The following is a 13,754-nucleotide window of genomic DNA, read 5'->3' as shown; positions in this document are numbered from 1 at the left end:
GATGCGGTTGGGCCGCGTGGCGACCCCGGACGGAGTGGCCTTCGTCGCGGTGGACGGACCCCTGGGCGATCTGAGCCGGGTGACCGTCCGGGAGATCGCCGATCATCCGTTCGGCGCCCCCGAGTTCACCGGCCGGCGCTGGCCGCTGGCCGACGTCCGGGTACTGGCCCCGATCCTGCCGTCGAAGGTGGTGGCGATCGGCCGCAACTACGCCGACCACGCCGCCGAGATGGGCAACGACGTGCCGACGTCGCCGATCATCTTCCTCAAGCCGTCGACGTCGGTGATCGGCCCGGACGTGCCGATCGCCCGGCCGGCCTCGTCGCAGCGGGTCGATTACGAGGGTGAACTGGCCGCGATCATCGGGCGACCCTGCCGGGACGTGCGCGCCGACGACGCGGCCTCGGTGATCCTCGGCTACACCGTCGCCAACGACGTGACCGCGCGCGACCAGCAGAAGGCGGACGTGCAGTTCACCCGGGGCAAGGGGTACGACACGTTCTGTCCGCTGGGGCCGTGGATCGAGACCGAGTTCGACCCGTCCGACGTCGGTGTCCGCACCGAGCTGGACGGCGAGGTGAAGCAGGACGGCCGCACCTCGGACATGGTCTTCGGCATCGGCGAGATCATCGAGTTCGTCTCCGGGATCATGACGCTGCTGCCGGGCGACGTCATCCTCACCGGCACCCCGGCCGGGGTCGGCCCGATGGAGGCCGGTCAGACGGTGTCGGTCACCGTCGAGGGCATCGGAACGCTCAGCAACCCGGTCGTCGACCGGTAGGTACCGGTCCAGCGCTGGGCAGGGCGGGGGAGCGATCGGGGCCGGACGGCGACCGATCGGCCCCCGCCCTTCTAGCATGAGCGGTGCCATGACTGACGCTCCCGCCACTGCCGCGCCCCTGCACCCGACCGCTCCCGCCACCGGTTCCGATGTACGGGTCCGGTTCTGCCCATCGCCGACCGGTACCCCGCACGTGGGGTTGGCCCGGACGGCGTTGTTCAACTGGGCGTTCGCCCGTCACCACGGCGGGGCCCTGGTGTTCCGCATCGAGGACACCGACGCCGCCCGGGACTCCGAGGAGTCGTACGCCGCGATCATCGACGCGATGCGGTGGCTGGGGCTCGACTGGGACGAGGGGCCGTTGGTCGGCGGGCCGCACGAGCCCTACCGGCAGTCGCAGCGCGGCGGGACCTACCGCGAGGTGGCGGCCGAGCTGATCGCCGCGGGCCACCTGTACGAATCGTGGTCCACGGCGGAGGACGCGGTCGCCCGGCACGTCGCCGCCGGGCGCGACCCCAAGCTCGGCTACGACAACTACGACCGCACCCCGGACGCCGAGTTGATCGCCGCCGCCCGGGCCGCCGGCCGCTCCCCGGTGTACCGCCTGCGGATGCCCGACCGGGACATCTCCTTCGACGACCTGGTCCGTGGCCCCATCACCTTCCCGGCCGGTACGGTTCCCGACCCGGTGCTGGTGCGGGGTAACGGCGAGCCGCTGTACACGCTGGTGAACCCGGTGGACGACGCGCTGATGGGGATCACCCACGTCCTGCGCGGCGAGGATCTGCTGCCGTCCACCCCGCGGCAGATCGCGCTCTACGAGGCGTTGATCGCCATCGGCCGGGCGAGTGCGGTCCCGCAGTTCGGGCACCTGCCGTTCGTCACCGGCGAGGGCAACCGCAAGCTGTCCAAGCGGGATCCGCAGTCCAACCTGTTCCAGTACCGCGAGGACGGGTTCCTGCCCGAGGGCATGGTCAACTACCTGGCCCTGCTCGGCTGGTCGCTGCCGGCCACCACCGATCCGGAGACCGGCGAGCTGGTGCACCGCGACATCTTCGGCGCGGCCGATCTCGCGGCCGCGTTCGACGGGACCCGGATCTCCGGCAACCCGGCGCGGTTCGATCGGGCCAAGGCGGTCGCCATCAACGGCGCCCACATCCGGCAGCTGGCGGCCGACGACTTCGCCCGGCGGCTGACCGACCATCTCGTCGCCTCCGGGCGGCTGCCGGCCGATCCGAGCGCCGAGCAGCGGGCCCTGGTGGTCGCGGCCGCCCCCCTCGTGCAGGAACGGTCGAACCTGCTGTCCGAGGCCGCGTCCATGCTCGACTTCCTGCTGGTCGACCCGGCGGACTTCGTGGTGGACGAGGCGGCGGCGGCCAAGACGCTCAAGCCGGCGGCCGCGCCCGTGCTGCAGGCCACCCTGGATGCGATCGACGGGGTGGCGGAGTTCGCCGCACCGGCGCTGGAGGCGGCGCTCAAGGCGGCGCTCATCGACGAGTTGGGACTCAAGCCGCGGTTGGCGTTCGCGCCGGTGCGGGTGGCCGTCAGCGGCCGCACGGTGTCCCCGCCGCTGTACGAATCGATGGAACTGCTCGGGCGGGACCAGTCCGTCCACCGGCTGCGGGCGGCGCTGGCGGCGATCCCGGCCCCGTGAGACGACGGTGGGCCGGCGGACCCGTGGCCCGCCGGCCCACCGATCACGTCTGCAGGACCGCCTGGACGTCCAGGTCGATGGTCAGGGTGGGCCCGAGCAGCAGCAGGCCGCCGGGAATGCCCATGTTCCAGTCCATCTCGAAGTCCCGCCGGTTGAGCGTGGTCGTCGCCGTGAACGCCGTTCGGGTGCCGCCCCACGGGTCCGGTCCGGTCCCCGCCCGGGTGGTGTCCAGGGTGACGGGGCGGGTGATGTCCCGGATGGTGAGATCGCCGTCGATGGCCAGCTTCTCACCCGCGCCGGAGAGGTCGCGGACGGTGGTGCTGCGGAACGTCAAGGCCGGGAACCGTTCGACGTCCAGGAAGTCGGCCGACGTCAGGTGGCCGTCGCGCATCGCGCTGCCGGTGGTCAGGCTGGCCGTGGCGATCAACACGGTCACCGACGAACCCTCGATGGGATCGGCGATCTCGATGACGCCCTCGAACTCGGTGAAACGCCCCTCGATGCGGGAGAACCCGAGGTGCCGGGCGGTGGCCTTGATGATGGTGTGATCCGGATCCAGGACCCACCGGCCGCGGCCGGCCTCGCGCCGGCCGCCGGCGTCCGGGAGCGCGATGATCCCGGCGTCCAGATCGCCCCCGGATGCGGGCAGGGCGAGGCTGCGGGCGACCGGGGCCAGCCCGGCGCCGGCCAGCACCAGGGTGACCGGTCCGGCGCCGTCGGTCAGGGCGATCGTCAGCCGGCCCTCGTCGTCGGTGTGGCCGCGTCCCCGACTGGACCCGTCGGGTCCCAGGACGGTGACGGCCAGCCCGGCCAGCGGCCAGCCCTGCGCCCCGGTGACCTGGGCGCGCAGGGTCGCGGCGGGGGTCACCGGGACCCCACCGGGCTCTGCTGGGCGGCGTCCGTCGCGGAGCCGTCCCCGTCGGTGGTGGACGCGGTGTCGGTGCGGGCGTGGCGCCCGCGGGGCAGGGCCGTGGTGTCGGCCTGGTGCCCGATGGACAGGTCGACCATCTCGCCCGGACCGGCCTGCACCCGCACCGGACGGGCGGTGGGGGCGTAGCCGCTCGCTACCACCGTGTACGTGCCGGACGGCAGATCGTCGATGCGGAACGCGCCGTCGTCCCCGGTGACCGCGGAGGCGGCGGGCAGACCGGCCGCGTCCAGGACGGCGACCTGCGCGTCGGCGATGGGTTCGTCGCTGCCCTGCCGGGTCACGACGCCCAGGACGGTGCCGGTGGCCGGCAGGTCGACGTCGACCGTCACCCGGGCCGATCCGGCCAGTTGGACCGGCCGGGCGGTCGTTCCGGCGTCCGGGACGATGGCCGTGAGGGTGTACTCGCCCGGGTAGAGGTCGCTCAGTTCGTAGCCGCCGTCCGGACCGGTCCGGGCCACGGCGACCACGTCGCCGCCGGCGTCGATGAGCGTGACCGACGCGTCGGGACAACCGGTGCCGTCCGCGGCGCGGACCACCCCGCCCAGGGCGCTGATCGCCGACAGGGTGAAGTCACGGTCGACCCGGTCGGCGGCGACGGTGACCGACGCGATGCTCGGCCGATGGCCCTCGGTGTTGACCGCCACCAGGTAGTTGCCCCCGGTCGGCAGGGTGAGCTGGTAGCGACCGTTCTCGTCGCTGCGGCCGCGCGTGACCTCGGTGCCGGTCGGGTCGAGCACGACCAGCACGGCCCCGGCGACGGGGCTGTCCGGGCCGGCGGTCACCCCTCCGGCCAGCACGGCCTGGTTGCTGAGCCGGCGTACGCCGGACACCGGGTCGGTGGAGTCGACCGGCGGCGCGTCGTCGGACGCGGGCGGGGCGGCCTCGGCGTGGTCGGTGGCCGCCGGCGTTCCAGCGGCGGATTCGGGGTCGCCGTCCGGCGAGGACGGGACGGTCACGTCGGCCTCGTACCACTGGCCGGACCGGTCGCCGTCGACCTCGCCGCGAACGCCGTCCGGGTCCAGGACGGAATCGGGTACGCCGAGCGGCGGATCCTCCTCGGGCGCCTGGACCGCGGCCGGCACCGCATCGGGCTGTCCCGGCCCGAAGAGCAACCGGCGCCACCAGGACACCGGCGCGGCCGGTGTCTCGTCGGACCCGGGACGGTTGTGTGACGTGGACGGGGCCACCGGACCTCCCACACTCGGCGGGCGCCGTGCCCGCTCCTGCCTGCATCCGGACACGGTGGCCATCGGACCATCCGTGTCCACCCGGTCGGTCCGGTCGGACGGCCGTCGACGGGACGGGTCCGGTGCCGGACGCTGAACCGGGATGCCGCCAGTCTGGCACCGACGTCGCGGGCCGCGCAGCGGGTGGTCGTTAGGGGCGGGCGGACGCGCCTCCGGTGCCGGCCCGGGGCACGGATCACGGCCCTGAGCTGCCGATTTCGTTCCCGGCGGTGCGACCGGTAAAGTACTCCACCGGCGCCCGAGACCGACGGTCACGGTGAGTCACCTTGGGGTATGGTGTAATTGGCAACACTACGGATTCTGATTCCGTCATTCTAGGTTCGAGTCCTAGTACCCCAGCGGAACGAGGAGACCGGTCACCGCAGCTGTCCGATTCGGAACAGACCAGCAGATCGTGTAACATCGTCCACCGGAACACCGCAGGTCAGCCCAGTTGATCGGTCGTTGTTCCAGTCTTAGGGCCCCGTCGTCTAGCGGCCTAGGACGCCGCCCTCTCACGGCGGTAGCGAGGGTTCGAATCCCTTCGGGGCTACCACGGCAGCGCCCCATTCCCAGCTCGGGAATGGGGCGCTGTGTTGTATCCCCACCTGGTCCTTTCCGGACTTCGTCATGCCCCGACATCGTCCCCCGCACACGCGCGTTGCTCATCACTGGGGGCTGCCGTTGCCGGCTGGCGGGCAGACCTCACAACCGGTGGGTCAGCGCCTCGGCCGCCTCGATGAGATCGCCCGCCCAGCGGGCACCCGGGCGGCGTCCGATGCGCTCGACGGGTCCGGACACCGAGACGGCGGCGATGACGGCTCCCCGCCGGTCCCGGACCGGCGCCGACACCGAGGCGACGCCGGCCTCCCGCTCGGCCACCGACTGGGCCCACCCCCGTCGGCGGACCTCGGCCAGTGATCGTTCGGTGAACTCCGCATCGCTGAGCAGGGCCCGCATCAGGGCAGGTTCGGCCCAGGCGGCGAGCACCTTGGCCCCGGAGCCGGCGGTCATCGGCAGCCGCGCCCCCAACGGGACGGTGTCGCGCAGGCCGGACACCGGTTCGGCGACGGCGATGCAGACGCGCTGACGGCCGTCCGGCCGGTACAGCTGGACGCTCTCGCCCGTACGGTCGCGCAGCCGGGGAAGGACCTCGCCGGAGGCCTCGACGAGCGGGTCCGGGGCCTTGGCCGCCAGGGTGGCGAGGTACGGGCCGGGGCACCAGCGGCCGGCCGAGTCCCGCGCCAGCAGGCCGTGGGTCTCCAGACCCACGGCGAGGCGGTGGGCGGTCGCCCGGGGCAGCCCGGTGGTCGTGCAGAGGTCGGCCAGACCCAGCGGTGTGGTGCTGGTCGCCCGGAGCACCTCGACCGCTTTGTCGAGCACGCCGATGCCGCTAAGCTGTCCCATACAGCGATACTAGATTCCCGAATGCTGAGACTGCCAGTCCAGACCCATCCCGGGTCGGCGACGGGCCCTTCGCAGGGCGGGGATCGTCCGCCGGCCCGCCGTCCGCCGATACGGCCCGCCGGCATCGCGACCCGTGGTGGCCCTCACGACGGGACGGCACCGAGGCGACAACACCTCGCAGCGACGCAGCAGGAGGTCCGGCACATGGGCAAGACACTGGCCGAGAAGGTCTGGGAGGCACACGTCGTGCACTCGGCCGAGAACGAACCGGACCTGCTCTACATCGATCTGCACCTCGTCCACGAGGTGACCAGCCCGCAGGCTTTCGACGGCCTGCGCTTGGCCGGCCGCCAGATCCGCCGCCCGGACCTGACCGTGGCGACCGAGGACCACAACGTCCCCACCCTGTTCCCCGAGTCCGGTGCCGGCGGCCCGAGCGGCCGTTCGACCAACCTGTTCATCGCCGATCCGGTCTCCCGGCTGCAGGTGGAGACCCTGCGCAAGAATTGCGAGGAGTTCGGCGTCCGGCTGTTCCCCATGGGCGACCGGGAGCAGGGCATCGTGCACGTCGTCGGCCCGCAGACCGGGCTCACCCAGCCGGGCATGACGATCGTCTGCGGCGACTCCCACACCTCCACGCACGGTGCGTTCGGTGCCCTGGCCTTCGGCATCGGCACCAGCGAGGTCGAGCACGTCATGGCCACCCAGACGCTGCCGCTCAAGCCGTTCAAGACGATGGCCATCACCGTCGAGGGTGAGCTGGCCCCCGGGGTGACGAGCAAGGACATCATCCTGGCCGTCATCGCCAAGATCGGCACCGGCGGCGGCCAGGGCTACGTGCTCGAGTACCGCGGCGAGGCCATCCGGGCGCTGTCGATGGAAGGCCGGATGACCATCTGCAACATGTCGATCGAGGCGGGTGCCCGGGCCGGCATGATCGCGCCGGACGAGACGACCTTCGCCTACGTGCAGGGCCGGGAACACGCTCCGAAGGGGGCGGACTGGGACGCCGCCGTCGAGTATTGGAAGACCCTCGTCACCGACGAGGACGCCGTCTTCGACGCCGAGGTCGTCCTGAACGCCGACGAGCTCACTCCGTTCGTCACCTGGGGCACGAACCCGGGACAGGGTGTGCCGCTCGGGGACCGGGTGCCGGATCCGGCCGACATCACCGACGAGAACGAGAAGCTGGCCGCCTCGCGCGCGCTGGAGTACATGGGCCTGGAGGCGAACACGCCGCTGCGGGAGATCCGGGTCGACACCGTCTTTCTCGGTTCCTGCACGAACGGGCGCATCGAGGACCTGCGCGCGGCGGCGGACGTCATCCGTGGCCGGCGGGTCGCCGAGAACGTCCGCATGATGGTGGTTCCCGGCTCGATGCGGGTCAAGGCGCAGGCCGAGGCCGAGGGGCTGGATCGGGTCTTCACCGATTTCGGGGCCGAGTGGCGGATGGCGGGCTGCTCGATGTGTCTGGGGATGAATCCCGACCAGCTGGCTCCGGGGGAGCGCAGCGCATCCACCTCGAACCGCAACTTCGAGGGCCGGCAGGGCAAGGGCGGACGGACCCATCTGGTGTCCCCACTGGTGGCCGCGGCCACCGCGGTGCGCGGAACCCTTTCCTCCCCGGCCGATCTGGAGCCCGCCGGCGACCTCGTCGGCGCTTCCTGATCCACCCGGCCCTTCGTCCCCGCGGGCGGGTGGTTCCCGAAGAACCGCCCGCACCCGCCAGTCCTCCCGCCCCGCCCGTCGTACGACGCGGGGCGGCCCCACCTCCCGGAGAATCCCGATGGAAGCCTTCACCACGCACACCGGCGTCGGAGTCCCGTTGCGCCGCAGCAACGTCGACACCGACCAGATCATCCCGGCCGTCTACCTCAAGCGGATCACCCGGTCCGGCTTCGAGGACGGCCTGTTCGCCGCTTGGCGCAACGACCCGACCTTCGTCCTGAACCAGCCGGCGTTCTCGTCGGGCTCGGTGCTCGTGGCCGGACCCGACTTCGGCACCGGATCCTCGCGGGAGCACGCGGTCTGGGCCCTGATGAACTACGGCTTCCGCGTCGTCATCTCGTCCCGCTTCGCCGACATCTTCCGGGGCAATTCCGGGAAGGGCGGCCTGCTGGCGGCAGAGGTCGCCCAGGATGACGTCGAGCTCATCTGGAAGCTCCTGGAGAACGAGCCGGGCACCGAGCTGACCGTCGACCTGGTCAAGCAGACGGTGTCGGGCAAGGCGCTGACCGTGCCGTTCTCGATCGACCCCTACACCCGGTGGCGGCTGCTCGAGGGCTGGGACGACATCTCCCTGACCCTGCGACATGCCGACGAGATCGAGCGTTTCGAGGCCGCTCGCCCGGCCTTCACCCCCACCACGCGCTGACCGGTTCTCGGGTCCCGGCGGCCACCAACAAATGGCCGTCGGGACCGATTTAGCTCACCGAGAACCGTTATCTGACAACGGATCTGGCCCCTCCGTCCGGCTCGCCCGGGCCGTTCGGAGCTCCGGCAGGCACTCCCCGATCCGGTGACGGGGGCGACGAGAAGCGTTACCCGACAGTCGGTTCTGTGCGCGCCACGCTGGCGCTGCGGCCGGTTGCGGGTTTAGCGTGTGCGCCATCGGCCCCAGCACTGCCGCGGGCCGCGCGACGCCGGGAGGGGCACCGTGAACAAGACCGACCTGATCAACCAGCTCGCTGAGCGGTTGGACGGCGACAAGAAGACCGCTCAGGTGGCGGTCGAAGGCTTCATCGACCTCGTCCAGCGAGAGGTGCAGCGAGGCAAGAGCGTGTCGATCTCCGGATTCGGCGTGTTCGAGAAGCGCGCCCGCGCCGCTCGCACCGCGCGCAACCCGCGCACCGGCGAGTCGGTGAAGGTCAAGAAGACCACCGTGCCGGCGTTCCGGCCCGGAAAGTACTTCAAGGACATCATCTCCGGCACCGTCAAGCTGCCGAAGGCGACCGGTCAGCCGCTGAGCGCGCGGGCCGCCGCCGCGGCCGCGAAGGCCGCCGCGGAAGCCGCGGCCGAGGCCAAGGCCGCCCGGGCCACCAAGACCACCCCGGCCGCGAAGACCACGGCCACCAAGGCAGCCGCTCCGGCCAAGACCACCACGCGTTCCCGGGCGGCGTCCGGTACCGCTGCGGCCAAGACGAGCACCGCTGCGGCCGCTGCTCCGAAGACGACGCGGGCCCGGGCGACCAAGGCGACCGCGGACGCGGCGCCGGCCGCGCCGACCACGACCCGCACCCGGGCGACCAAGGCGACCGCGGCGGCGTCCAACGGCGCCGCTGCGGCCAAGGCGCCGCGCGCCACCAAGACGGCGGCCCCGTCCACCACGGCCGCCAAGCCGGCCGCCCGGCGGACCCGGGCCGCCGCCGCCAAGTAGTCGGGCGGCCCCTTCCGCGTCGCTGCGCGACCCACCGGGTCATCCCGGGGGTCGCGCAGCGTCGGCGCGGTGGCCGATTCAGACCGAGGGGGCGGGGTAGGCGTCCGCCTGGATCAGCCGGCGCCCCTCGAAGCACAGATACCAGGAGGCGGCTTTCGGGGTGCCCACGGCACCGATCGGCACGCCGGAGCGCCCGGCCAACGATTTGATGACCCCGGGGATGACCCCGCCCTGGCTGCAGGCCACCACGGTGTTCCCCGGTGCGGCGCTGGTGGCCAGTTCGACGATCACCCGGCGGGCCCCGGCCGGGTCGTCCCGGTAGGCCTCCTCGCTCAGCGCGGGTTGCGGGGTCACCGGCAGGGACAACGCCCGAGCCGTCGGATCGACGGTCGCCCAGCAGCGCTCCAGGGGAGCGGTGTGCACGGCGGTCGGGCAGAACGCCCGCAGGACGGGCACCAGAGCGGCGGACTGCCGCCGGCCCTTGCCGTCCAACGGCCGGTCGGCGTCCCGACCGTCCCACGAGTCCCGGGAGCCGGCGCGGGCGTGCCGGACGAGGAGCACTCCCGGCAGCGCCGGGTCCTCCAGACCGAACGTGTTGAGCACCGCCCGGTCGAATTCGTACGTCATCAGGTCGCGAGCCTTGGCCGGCGGCAGCCACTCCAGGCGGTCGACCTCCTTGTTGGGGGTGAACTCACCGGTCAGGCACCGCCCCGTGAAGTACTGCACCACCTTGGGGCCGGCCGAGGTCCGGTAGGAGACGGTGGTCAGCGAACGGCCGATGGCCGTCGTGAAGCCCGTTTCCTCGACCGTCTCCCGGGCGGCGGTGACCGGGGCCAGCTCACCGGGTTCGGCTTTGCCCTTGGGCAGCGACCAGTCGTCGTAGCGGGGACGGTGGACGAGCGCGATCAGCACGCCATGACGGCGCGACGGCCGCCACAGCACCGTCCCCGCCGCCTGCACGACCCCGTCGGGCGGCGGCGTCATTCCGAACGCGCGGCGCCGCTGCGCAGCAGCTCGTGCTGGATGTCGACCGGGGCCAGGCCCGACTCCGCACCGGGCGAGCGTTCCCAGCCGTCGGGACCCAGCAGCCAGCACCGGGTGTCGGGCCGGGCGTAGAGATCGAACAGGCCGGCCATCCGGGCCGTCGCCGACGGTGCCTTGACCTGGACGAGCGCCTCCACCCGGCGATCGAGGTTGCGGTGCATCATGTCCGCGCTGCCGATCCAGTACTCCTCGTCGCCGCCGTTGCGGAAGTGGAAGATCCGCGAGTGCTCGAGGAACCGGCCGACGATGGACCGGACGGTGATGTTCTCGCTCAGCCCGGGCACGCCCGCGCGGAGTGCGCAGATCCCGCGGACCGTGACGTCGACCTGCACACCGGCCCGCGACGCCCGGTAGAGGGCGTCGATGACCGGCTCGTCGACGATGGAGTTCATCTTCAGCCGCACCAGGCCCGGCCGGCCCGCCCGCTGGTGTTCGATCTCCCGCTCGATGCGGCCGATGACCCCGCTGCGGATCGAGTGCGGAGCGACCAGCAGGTTGCGGTACTCGGTCTGCCGCGAGTACCCGGTCAGCACGTTGAACAGGTCCGTGAGGTCCGCGGTGATGTCCTCGTCGCAGGTGAGCAGACCGAGGTCCTCGTAGATGCGGGCCGTCTTCGGGTTGTAGTTGCCCGTGCCGATGTGGCAGTAGCGGCGCAGGGTGCGCCCCTCCTGGCGGATGACCAGGGCCGTCTTGCAGTGGGTCTTGAGGCCGACGAGACCGTAGACGACGTGCACCCCGGCCCGTTCCAGCGTCTTGGCCCAGGAGATGTTGGCCCGCTCGTCGAACCGGGCCTTGATCTCGACCAGCGCCACGACCTGCTTGCCCGCGGCGGCCGCGGAGATCAGGGCGTCGACGATGGGGGAGTCACCCGAGGTGCGGTAGAGGGTCTGCTTGATCGCCAGCACCTTGGGGTCGGCGGCGGCCTGCTCGATGAACCGCTGCACCGTGGTGGCGAAGGATTCGTAGGGGTGGTGCACGAGGACGTCCCCGGCCCGCAGGGTCGCGAAGACGCTCTTGGGCGTCTCGCCCTCGACAAAGGCCGGGTTGGTGGCCGGGACGAACGGCGCGTCCTTCAGGGACGGGCGATTCAGGCCGTAGAACTGCCAGAGGCTCGACAGGTCGAGCAGGCCGTCCACCTCGACCAGTTCGCCCTGGTCGACGTCCAGCTCGGCGAGCAGCTGGGTGATGACCTCACTGCTGCCGGTGGAGTTAATCTCCAGTCGGACCGGCGGCCCGAACCGGCGGCGGGCCAGCTCGCGTTCCAGCGCCTGCAGCAGGTCCTCGTCGCGGTCCTCCTCGACGTCGAGGTCGGCGTTGCGGGTGACCCGGAAGACCAGGTGCTCGATGACGTCCATCCCGGGGAACAGCTCGACCAGGTGGGCGGCGATGAGGTCCTCGAGCGGCAGGTAGTCGTCGACCCCCGGCTTGACCCGGACGAACCGGTCGACGTTGTCGGGCACCTTCACCCGGGCGAACCGCTCCTCCTTGGTGACCGGGTCGCGGACGACGATGCCCAGGTTCAGCGACAGCCCGGAGATGTAGGGGAACGGGTGGGCCGGGTCGACCGCGAGTGGGGTGAGCACCGGGAAGATGTGGTCGCTGAAATACTCCGACAGCCGCTTGCGGTCGGGCTTGTCGATGGTCTTCCAGTGCACGATGCGGATGCCCTCGGCCTCCAGTGCGGGCAGCACCTCGTCCTCGAGGCACCGCCCCTGGCGGTCGACCAGCTCCTGGGTGCGGGCGCTGATCAGCGTCAGCTGTTCGGCCGGGGTCAGCCCGTCGGCGCTCTTGACGGACAGGCCCATCTCCTGGCGGCGCTTCAGGCCGGCCACCCGGACCATGTAGAACTCGTCGAGGTTCGAGGAGAAGATGGCCAGGAACTTGGCCCGCTCCAGCAGCGGTTGGCCGGCGTCCTCGGCGAGGGCGAGCACCCGGGCGTTGAAGTCCAGCCAGCTGAGCTCCCGGTTGGAGAACCGGTCGGCGGGCAGCGGTTCGGACTCGATCTCCTCCACGGCCGGGGCGCTGACCAGCGCCCGGTCGCCGGCGCTCGTGTGGAACGGCTCGATGGCCTTGGCCTCCGGCTTCACCCCGGTCCGGGCCGGTTTCGCGGCGGCCGCCGGGGTCGCGGGGGTCGCCGGGGCGGCCGTCTGGTCGTTCGCCGGGGTGGGAGCGGTGTCGCTGGAGGTCACCGCGTCATTGTCCCGCCTCGCGGCGGTCCCGGCGACGGTGGGTGCCCCGGCGGGTCCTGGGGGTGCCGCCGTCGGGTGGGACCTGGTGGGGCATCGTCCGAACGGGGAATGCGCCCTGCTCTAGGGTTGACCAGGCCCGAACCCGTCGACCGCCCCGGCCCGGGAACTCCCGGCCGGCCGGCGGTCACCGTCCCACCGCGAAGGAGCCACCGTGGCGCGCAGATCGTCGACCGGCCGTCCGTCGGAGCGGGGCGGCCTCTGGATCGGCTTCTGCCAGACGATCATGTATCCGGCCGCTTTCCTGCTCGGGCGGGAACGGGTCAGCGGTGGCGAGCATCTGCGCCGGTCGGGCGGCTATCTCGTGGTGGCCAACCACATCTCGCACCTCGACCCGCTGTACGACGCGGTCATCATGAAAAAGCACGGCCGCATCCCCCGGTTCATGGCCAAGGCGTCGCTGTGGAAGGTGCCCGTGCTGGGCAACGCCCTGCGGGGCACCGCCCAGATTCCCGTCGAACGGGGGCCGCGCGGGGCCGGTCAGGCCAGCCTGACCGCCGCGACCGAGGCCCTGGCCACCGGTCAGGTCGTGCTCATCTACCCCGACGGCACGGTCACCAAGGACCCGGATCGCTGGCCGATGCGGCCCCGCCCCGGGGTGGCGTCCCTCGCGCTGGCCGGCGACTTCCCGGTCATCCCGCTGGCCCAGTGGGGCACCCACGCCGTCTACGACAGCTACGCGCAGGGCCGCAAGTTCCGGCCGTGGCCGCGCAAGGACATCCAGGTGAAGGTCGGTCCGCCCATCGACCTGAGCGAGCTGCGGTCCCGCCCGGTGGACGCGCGCACCACCCTGGAGGCCACCCTGCTGATCATGGGCGCCGTCCGCGACCTGCTGGCCGACGTCCGGGGGGAGGCCGCCCCGAAGACCTGGTACGACCCGAAGAAGGGCGCGGCCCGCCCGGCGACCTCGACCGGCGACGGTTCCGGCCGGCCGGGGGCGGCGGGTCAGGACGGGGCGGCCCGGTGACGGCCGAGCAGCCCACGGTCACCGAGCCGGGGTGGGACCCCGAGGCCGGTGACACCTCGCCCCTGGCCGGCGGGGTCGCCGCGGCCGCCGCGGCCGGCGCGCCGCCGGAACCGACGGCGGGT

The 13,754-nt window shown here is 72.3% G+C and carries 11 protein-coding genes and 2 tRNA genes; 8 read left to right on the top strand and 5 right to left on the bottom strand.

Going from position 1 to position 13,754, the window contains the following annotated elements:
- Position 1 precedes the first annotated feature (1 nt).
- Both FDO65_RS07635 and gltX read left to right on the top strand, forming a co-directional pair.
- A complete protein-coding gene (locus tag FDO65_RS07635) occupies positions 2 to 781 on the top strand; it encodes a fumarylacetoacetate hydrolase family protein (protein ID WP_137448742.1) in 780 nt (259 codons plus the stop codon).
- An 88-nt stretch (positions 782 to 869) separates the two neighbouring features.
- Entirely contained in the window at positions 870 to 2,435 is a 1,566-nt protein-coding gene (gene gltX, locus FDO65_RS07630) for a glutamate--tRNA ligase (RefSeq protein ID WP_137448741.1), read from the top strand.
- A gap of 43 nt (positions 2,436 to 2,478) precedes the next feature.
- Here gltX and FDO65_RS07625 read toward each other — a convergent pair whose 3' ends face one another.
- Positions 2,479 to 3,303 carry a YceI family protein gene (locus FDO65_RS07625; RefSeq protein WP_137448740.1) on the bottom strand — a complete coding sequence of 275 codons (825 nt, stop codon included), beginning with the start codon at positions 3,301 to 3,303 and terminating at the stop codon, positions 2,479 to 2,481.
- Positions 3,300 to 4,553: an MSCRAMM family protein gene (locus FDO65_RS07620; protein ID WP_137448739.1), complete on the bottom strand. Its 1,254-nt coding sequence runs from the start codon at positions 4,551 to 4,553 to the stop codon at positions 3,300 to 3,302. Before FDO65_RS07620 ends, FDO65_RS07625 begins: the two co-directional genes overlap by 4 nt.
- Before the next feature lie 327 nt (positions 4,554 to 4,880).
- On the opposite strand from FDO65_RS07620, the gene FDO65_RS07615 reads away from it, so the two are divergent.
- Both FDO65_RS07615 and FDO65_RS07610 read left to right on the top strand, forming a co-directional pair.
- A tRNA-Gln gene (locus FDO65_RS07615) sits at positions 4,881 to 4,952 on the top strand.
- A 120-nt stretch (positions 4,953 to 5,072) separates the two neighbouring features.
- A tRNA-Glu gene (locus FDO65_RS07610) sits at positions 5,073 to 5,148 on the top strand.
- Positions 5,149 to 5,297: 149 nt separating this feature from the next.
- On the opposite strand, the gene FDO65_RS07605 is transcribed toward FDO65_RS07610, so the two are convergent.
- The gene (locus FDO65_RS07605) at positions 5,298 to 5,999 is read right to left on the bottom strand and encodes an IclR family transcriptional regulator (RefSeq protein ID WP_137448738.1); all 702 of its coding nucleotides are present in this window, start codon (positions 5,997 to 5,999) and stop codon (positions 5,298 to 5,300) included.
- 204 nt (positions 6,000 to 6,203) lie between these two features.
- On the opposite strand from FDO65_RS07605, the gene leuC reads away from it, so the two are divergent.
- The 3 genes from leuC to FDO65_RS07590 all read left to right on the top strand — a co-directional run bounded on the left by leuC (position 6,204) and on the right by FDO65_RS07590 (position 9,375).
- Positions 6,204 to 7,667, top strand: coding sequence for a 3-isopropylmalate dehydratase large subunit (leuC, locus tag FDO65_RS07600; protein ID WP_137448737.1), 1,464 nt, complete (start codon positions 6,204 to 6,206; stop codon positions 7,665 to 7,667).
- 118 nt (positions 7,668 to 7,785) lie between these two features.
- A complete protein-coding gene (gene leuD, locus FDO65_RS07595) occupies positions 7,786 to 8,373 on the top strand; it encodes a 3-isopropylmalate dehydratase small subunit (RefSeq protein WP_137448736.1) in 588 nt (195 codons plus the stop codon).
- Positions 8,374 to 8,655: 282 nt separating this feature from the next.
- Positions 8,656 to 9,375 (top strand): HU family DNA-binding protein, encoded by a 720-nt coding sequence (locus tag FDO65_RS07590; RefSeq protein WP_137448735.1) that lies wholly within the window; start codon positions 8,656 to 8,658, stop codon positions 9,373 to 9,375.
- 78 nt (positions 9,376 to 9,453) lie between these two features.
- Here FDO65_RS07590 and FDO65_RS07585 read toward each other — a convergent pair whose 3' ends face one another.
- Both FDO65_RS07585 and FDO65_RS07580 read right to left on the bottom strand, forming a co-directional pair.
- Positions 9,454 to 10,359 (bottom strand): NUDIX hydrolase, encoded by a 906-nt coding sequence (locus FDO65_RS07585; RefSeq protein ID WP_137448734.1) that lies wholly within the window; start codon positions 10,357 to 10,359, stop codon positions 9,454 to 9,456.
- A complete protein-coding gene (locus FDO65_RS07580) occupies positions 10,356 to 12,608 on the bottom strand; it encodes an RNA degradosome polyphosphate kinase (RefSeq protein ID WP_166442083.1) in 2,253 nt (750 codons plus the stop codon). Before FDO65_RS07580 ends, FDO65_RS07585 begins: the two co-directional genes overlap by 4 nt.
- A gap of 211 nt (positions 12,609 to 12,819) precedes the next feature.
- On the opposite strand from FDO65_RS07580, the gene FDO65_RS07575 reads away from it, so the two are divergent.
- Positions 12,820 to 13,632 carry a lysophospholipid acyltransferase family protein gene (locus FDO65_RS07575; RefSeq protein WP_240757483.1) on the top strand — a complete coding sequence of 271 codons (813 nt, stop codon included), beginning with the start codon at positions 12,820 to 12,822 and terminating at the stop codon, positions 13,630 to 13,632.
- Positions 13,633 to 13,754: the final 122 nt, after the last annotated feature.

It is taken from the genome of Nakamurella flava, assembly GCF_005298075.1.
GTDB classification, from domain to species: Bacteria; Actinomycetota; Actinomycetes; order Mycobacteriales; family Nakamurellaceae; genus Nakamurella; species Nakamurella flava.
Note: the sequence above shows the minus strand (reverse complement) of the source record. Positions and strands in the feature narration are given on the sequence as shown.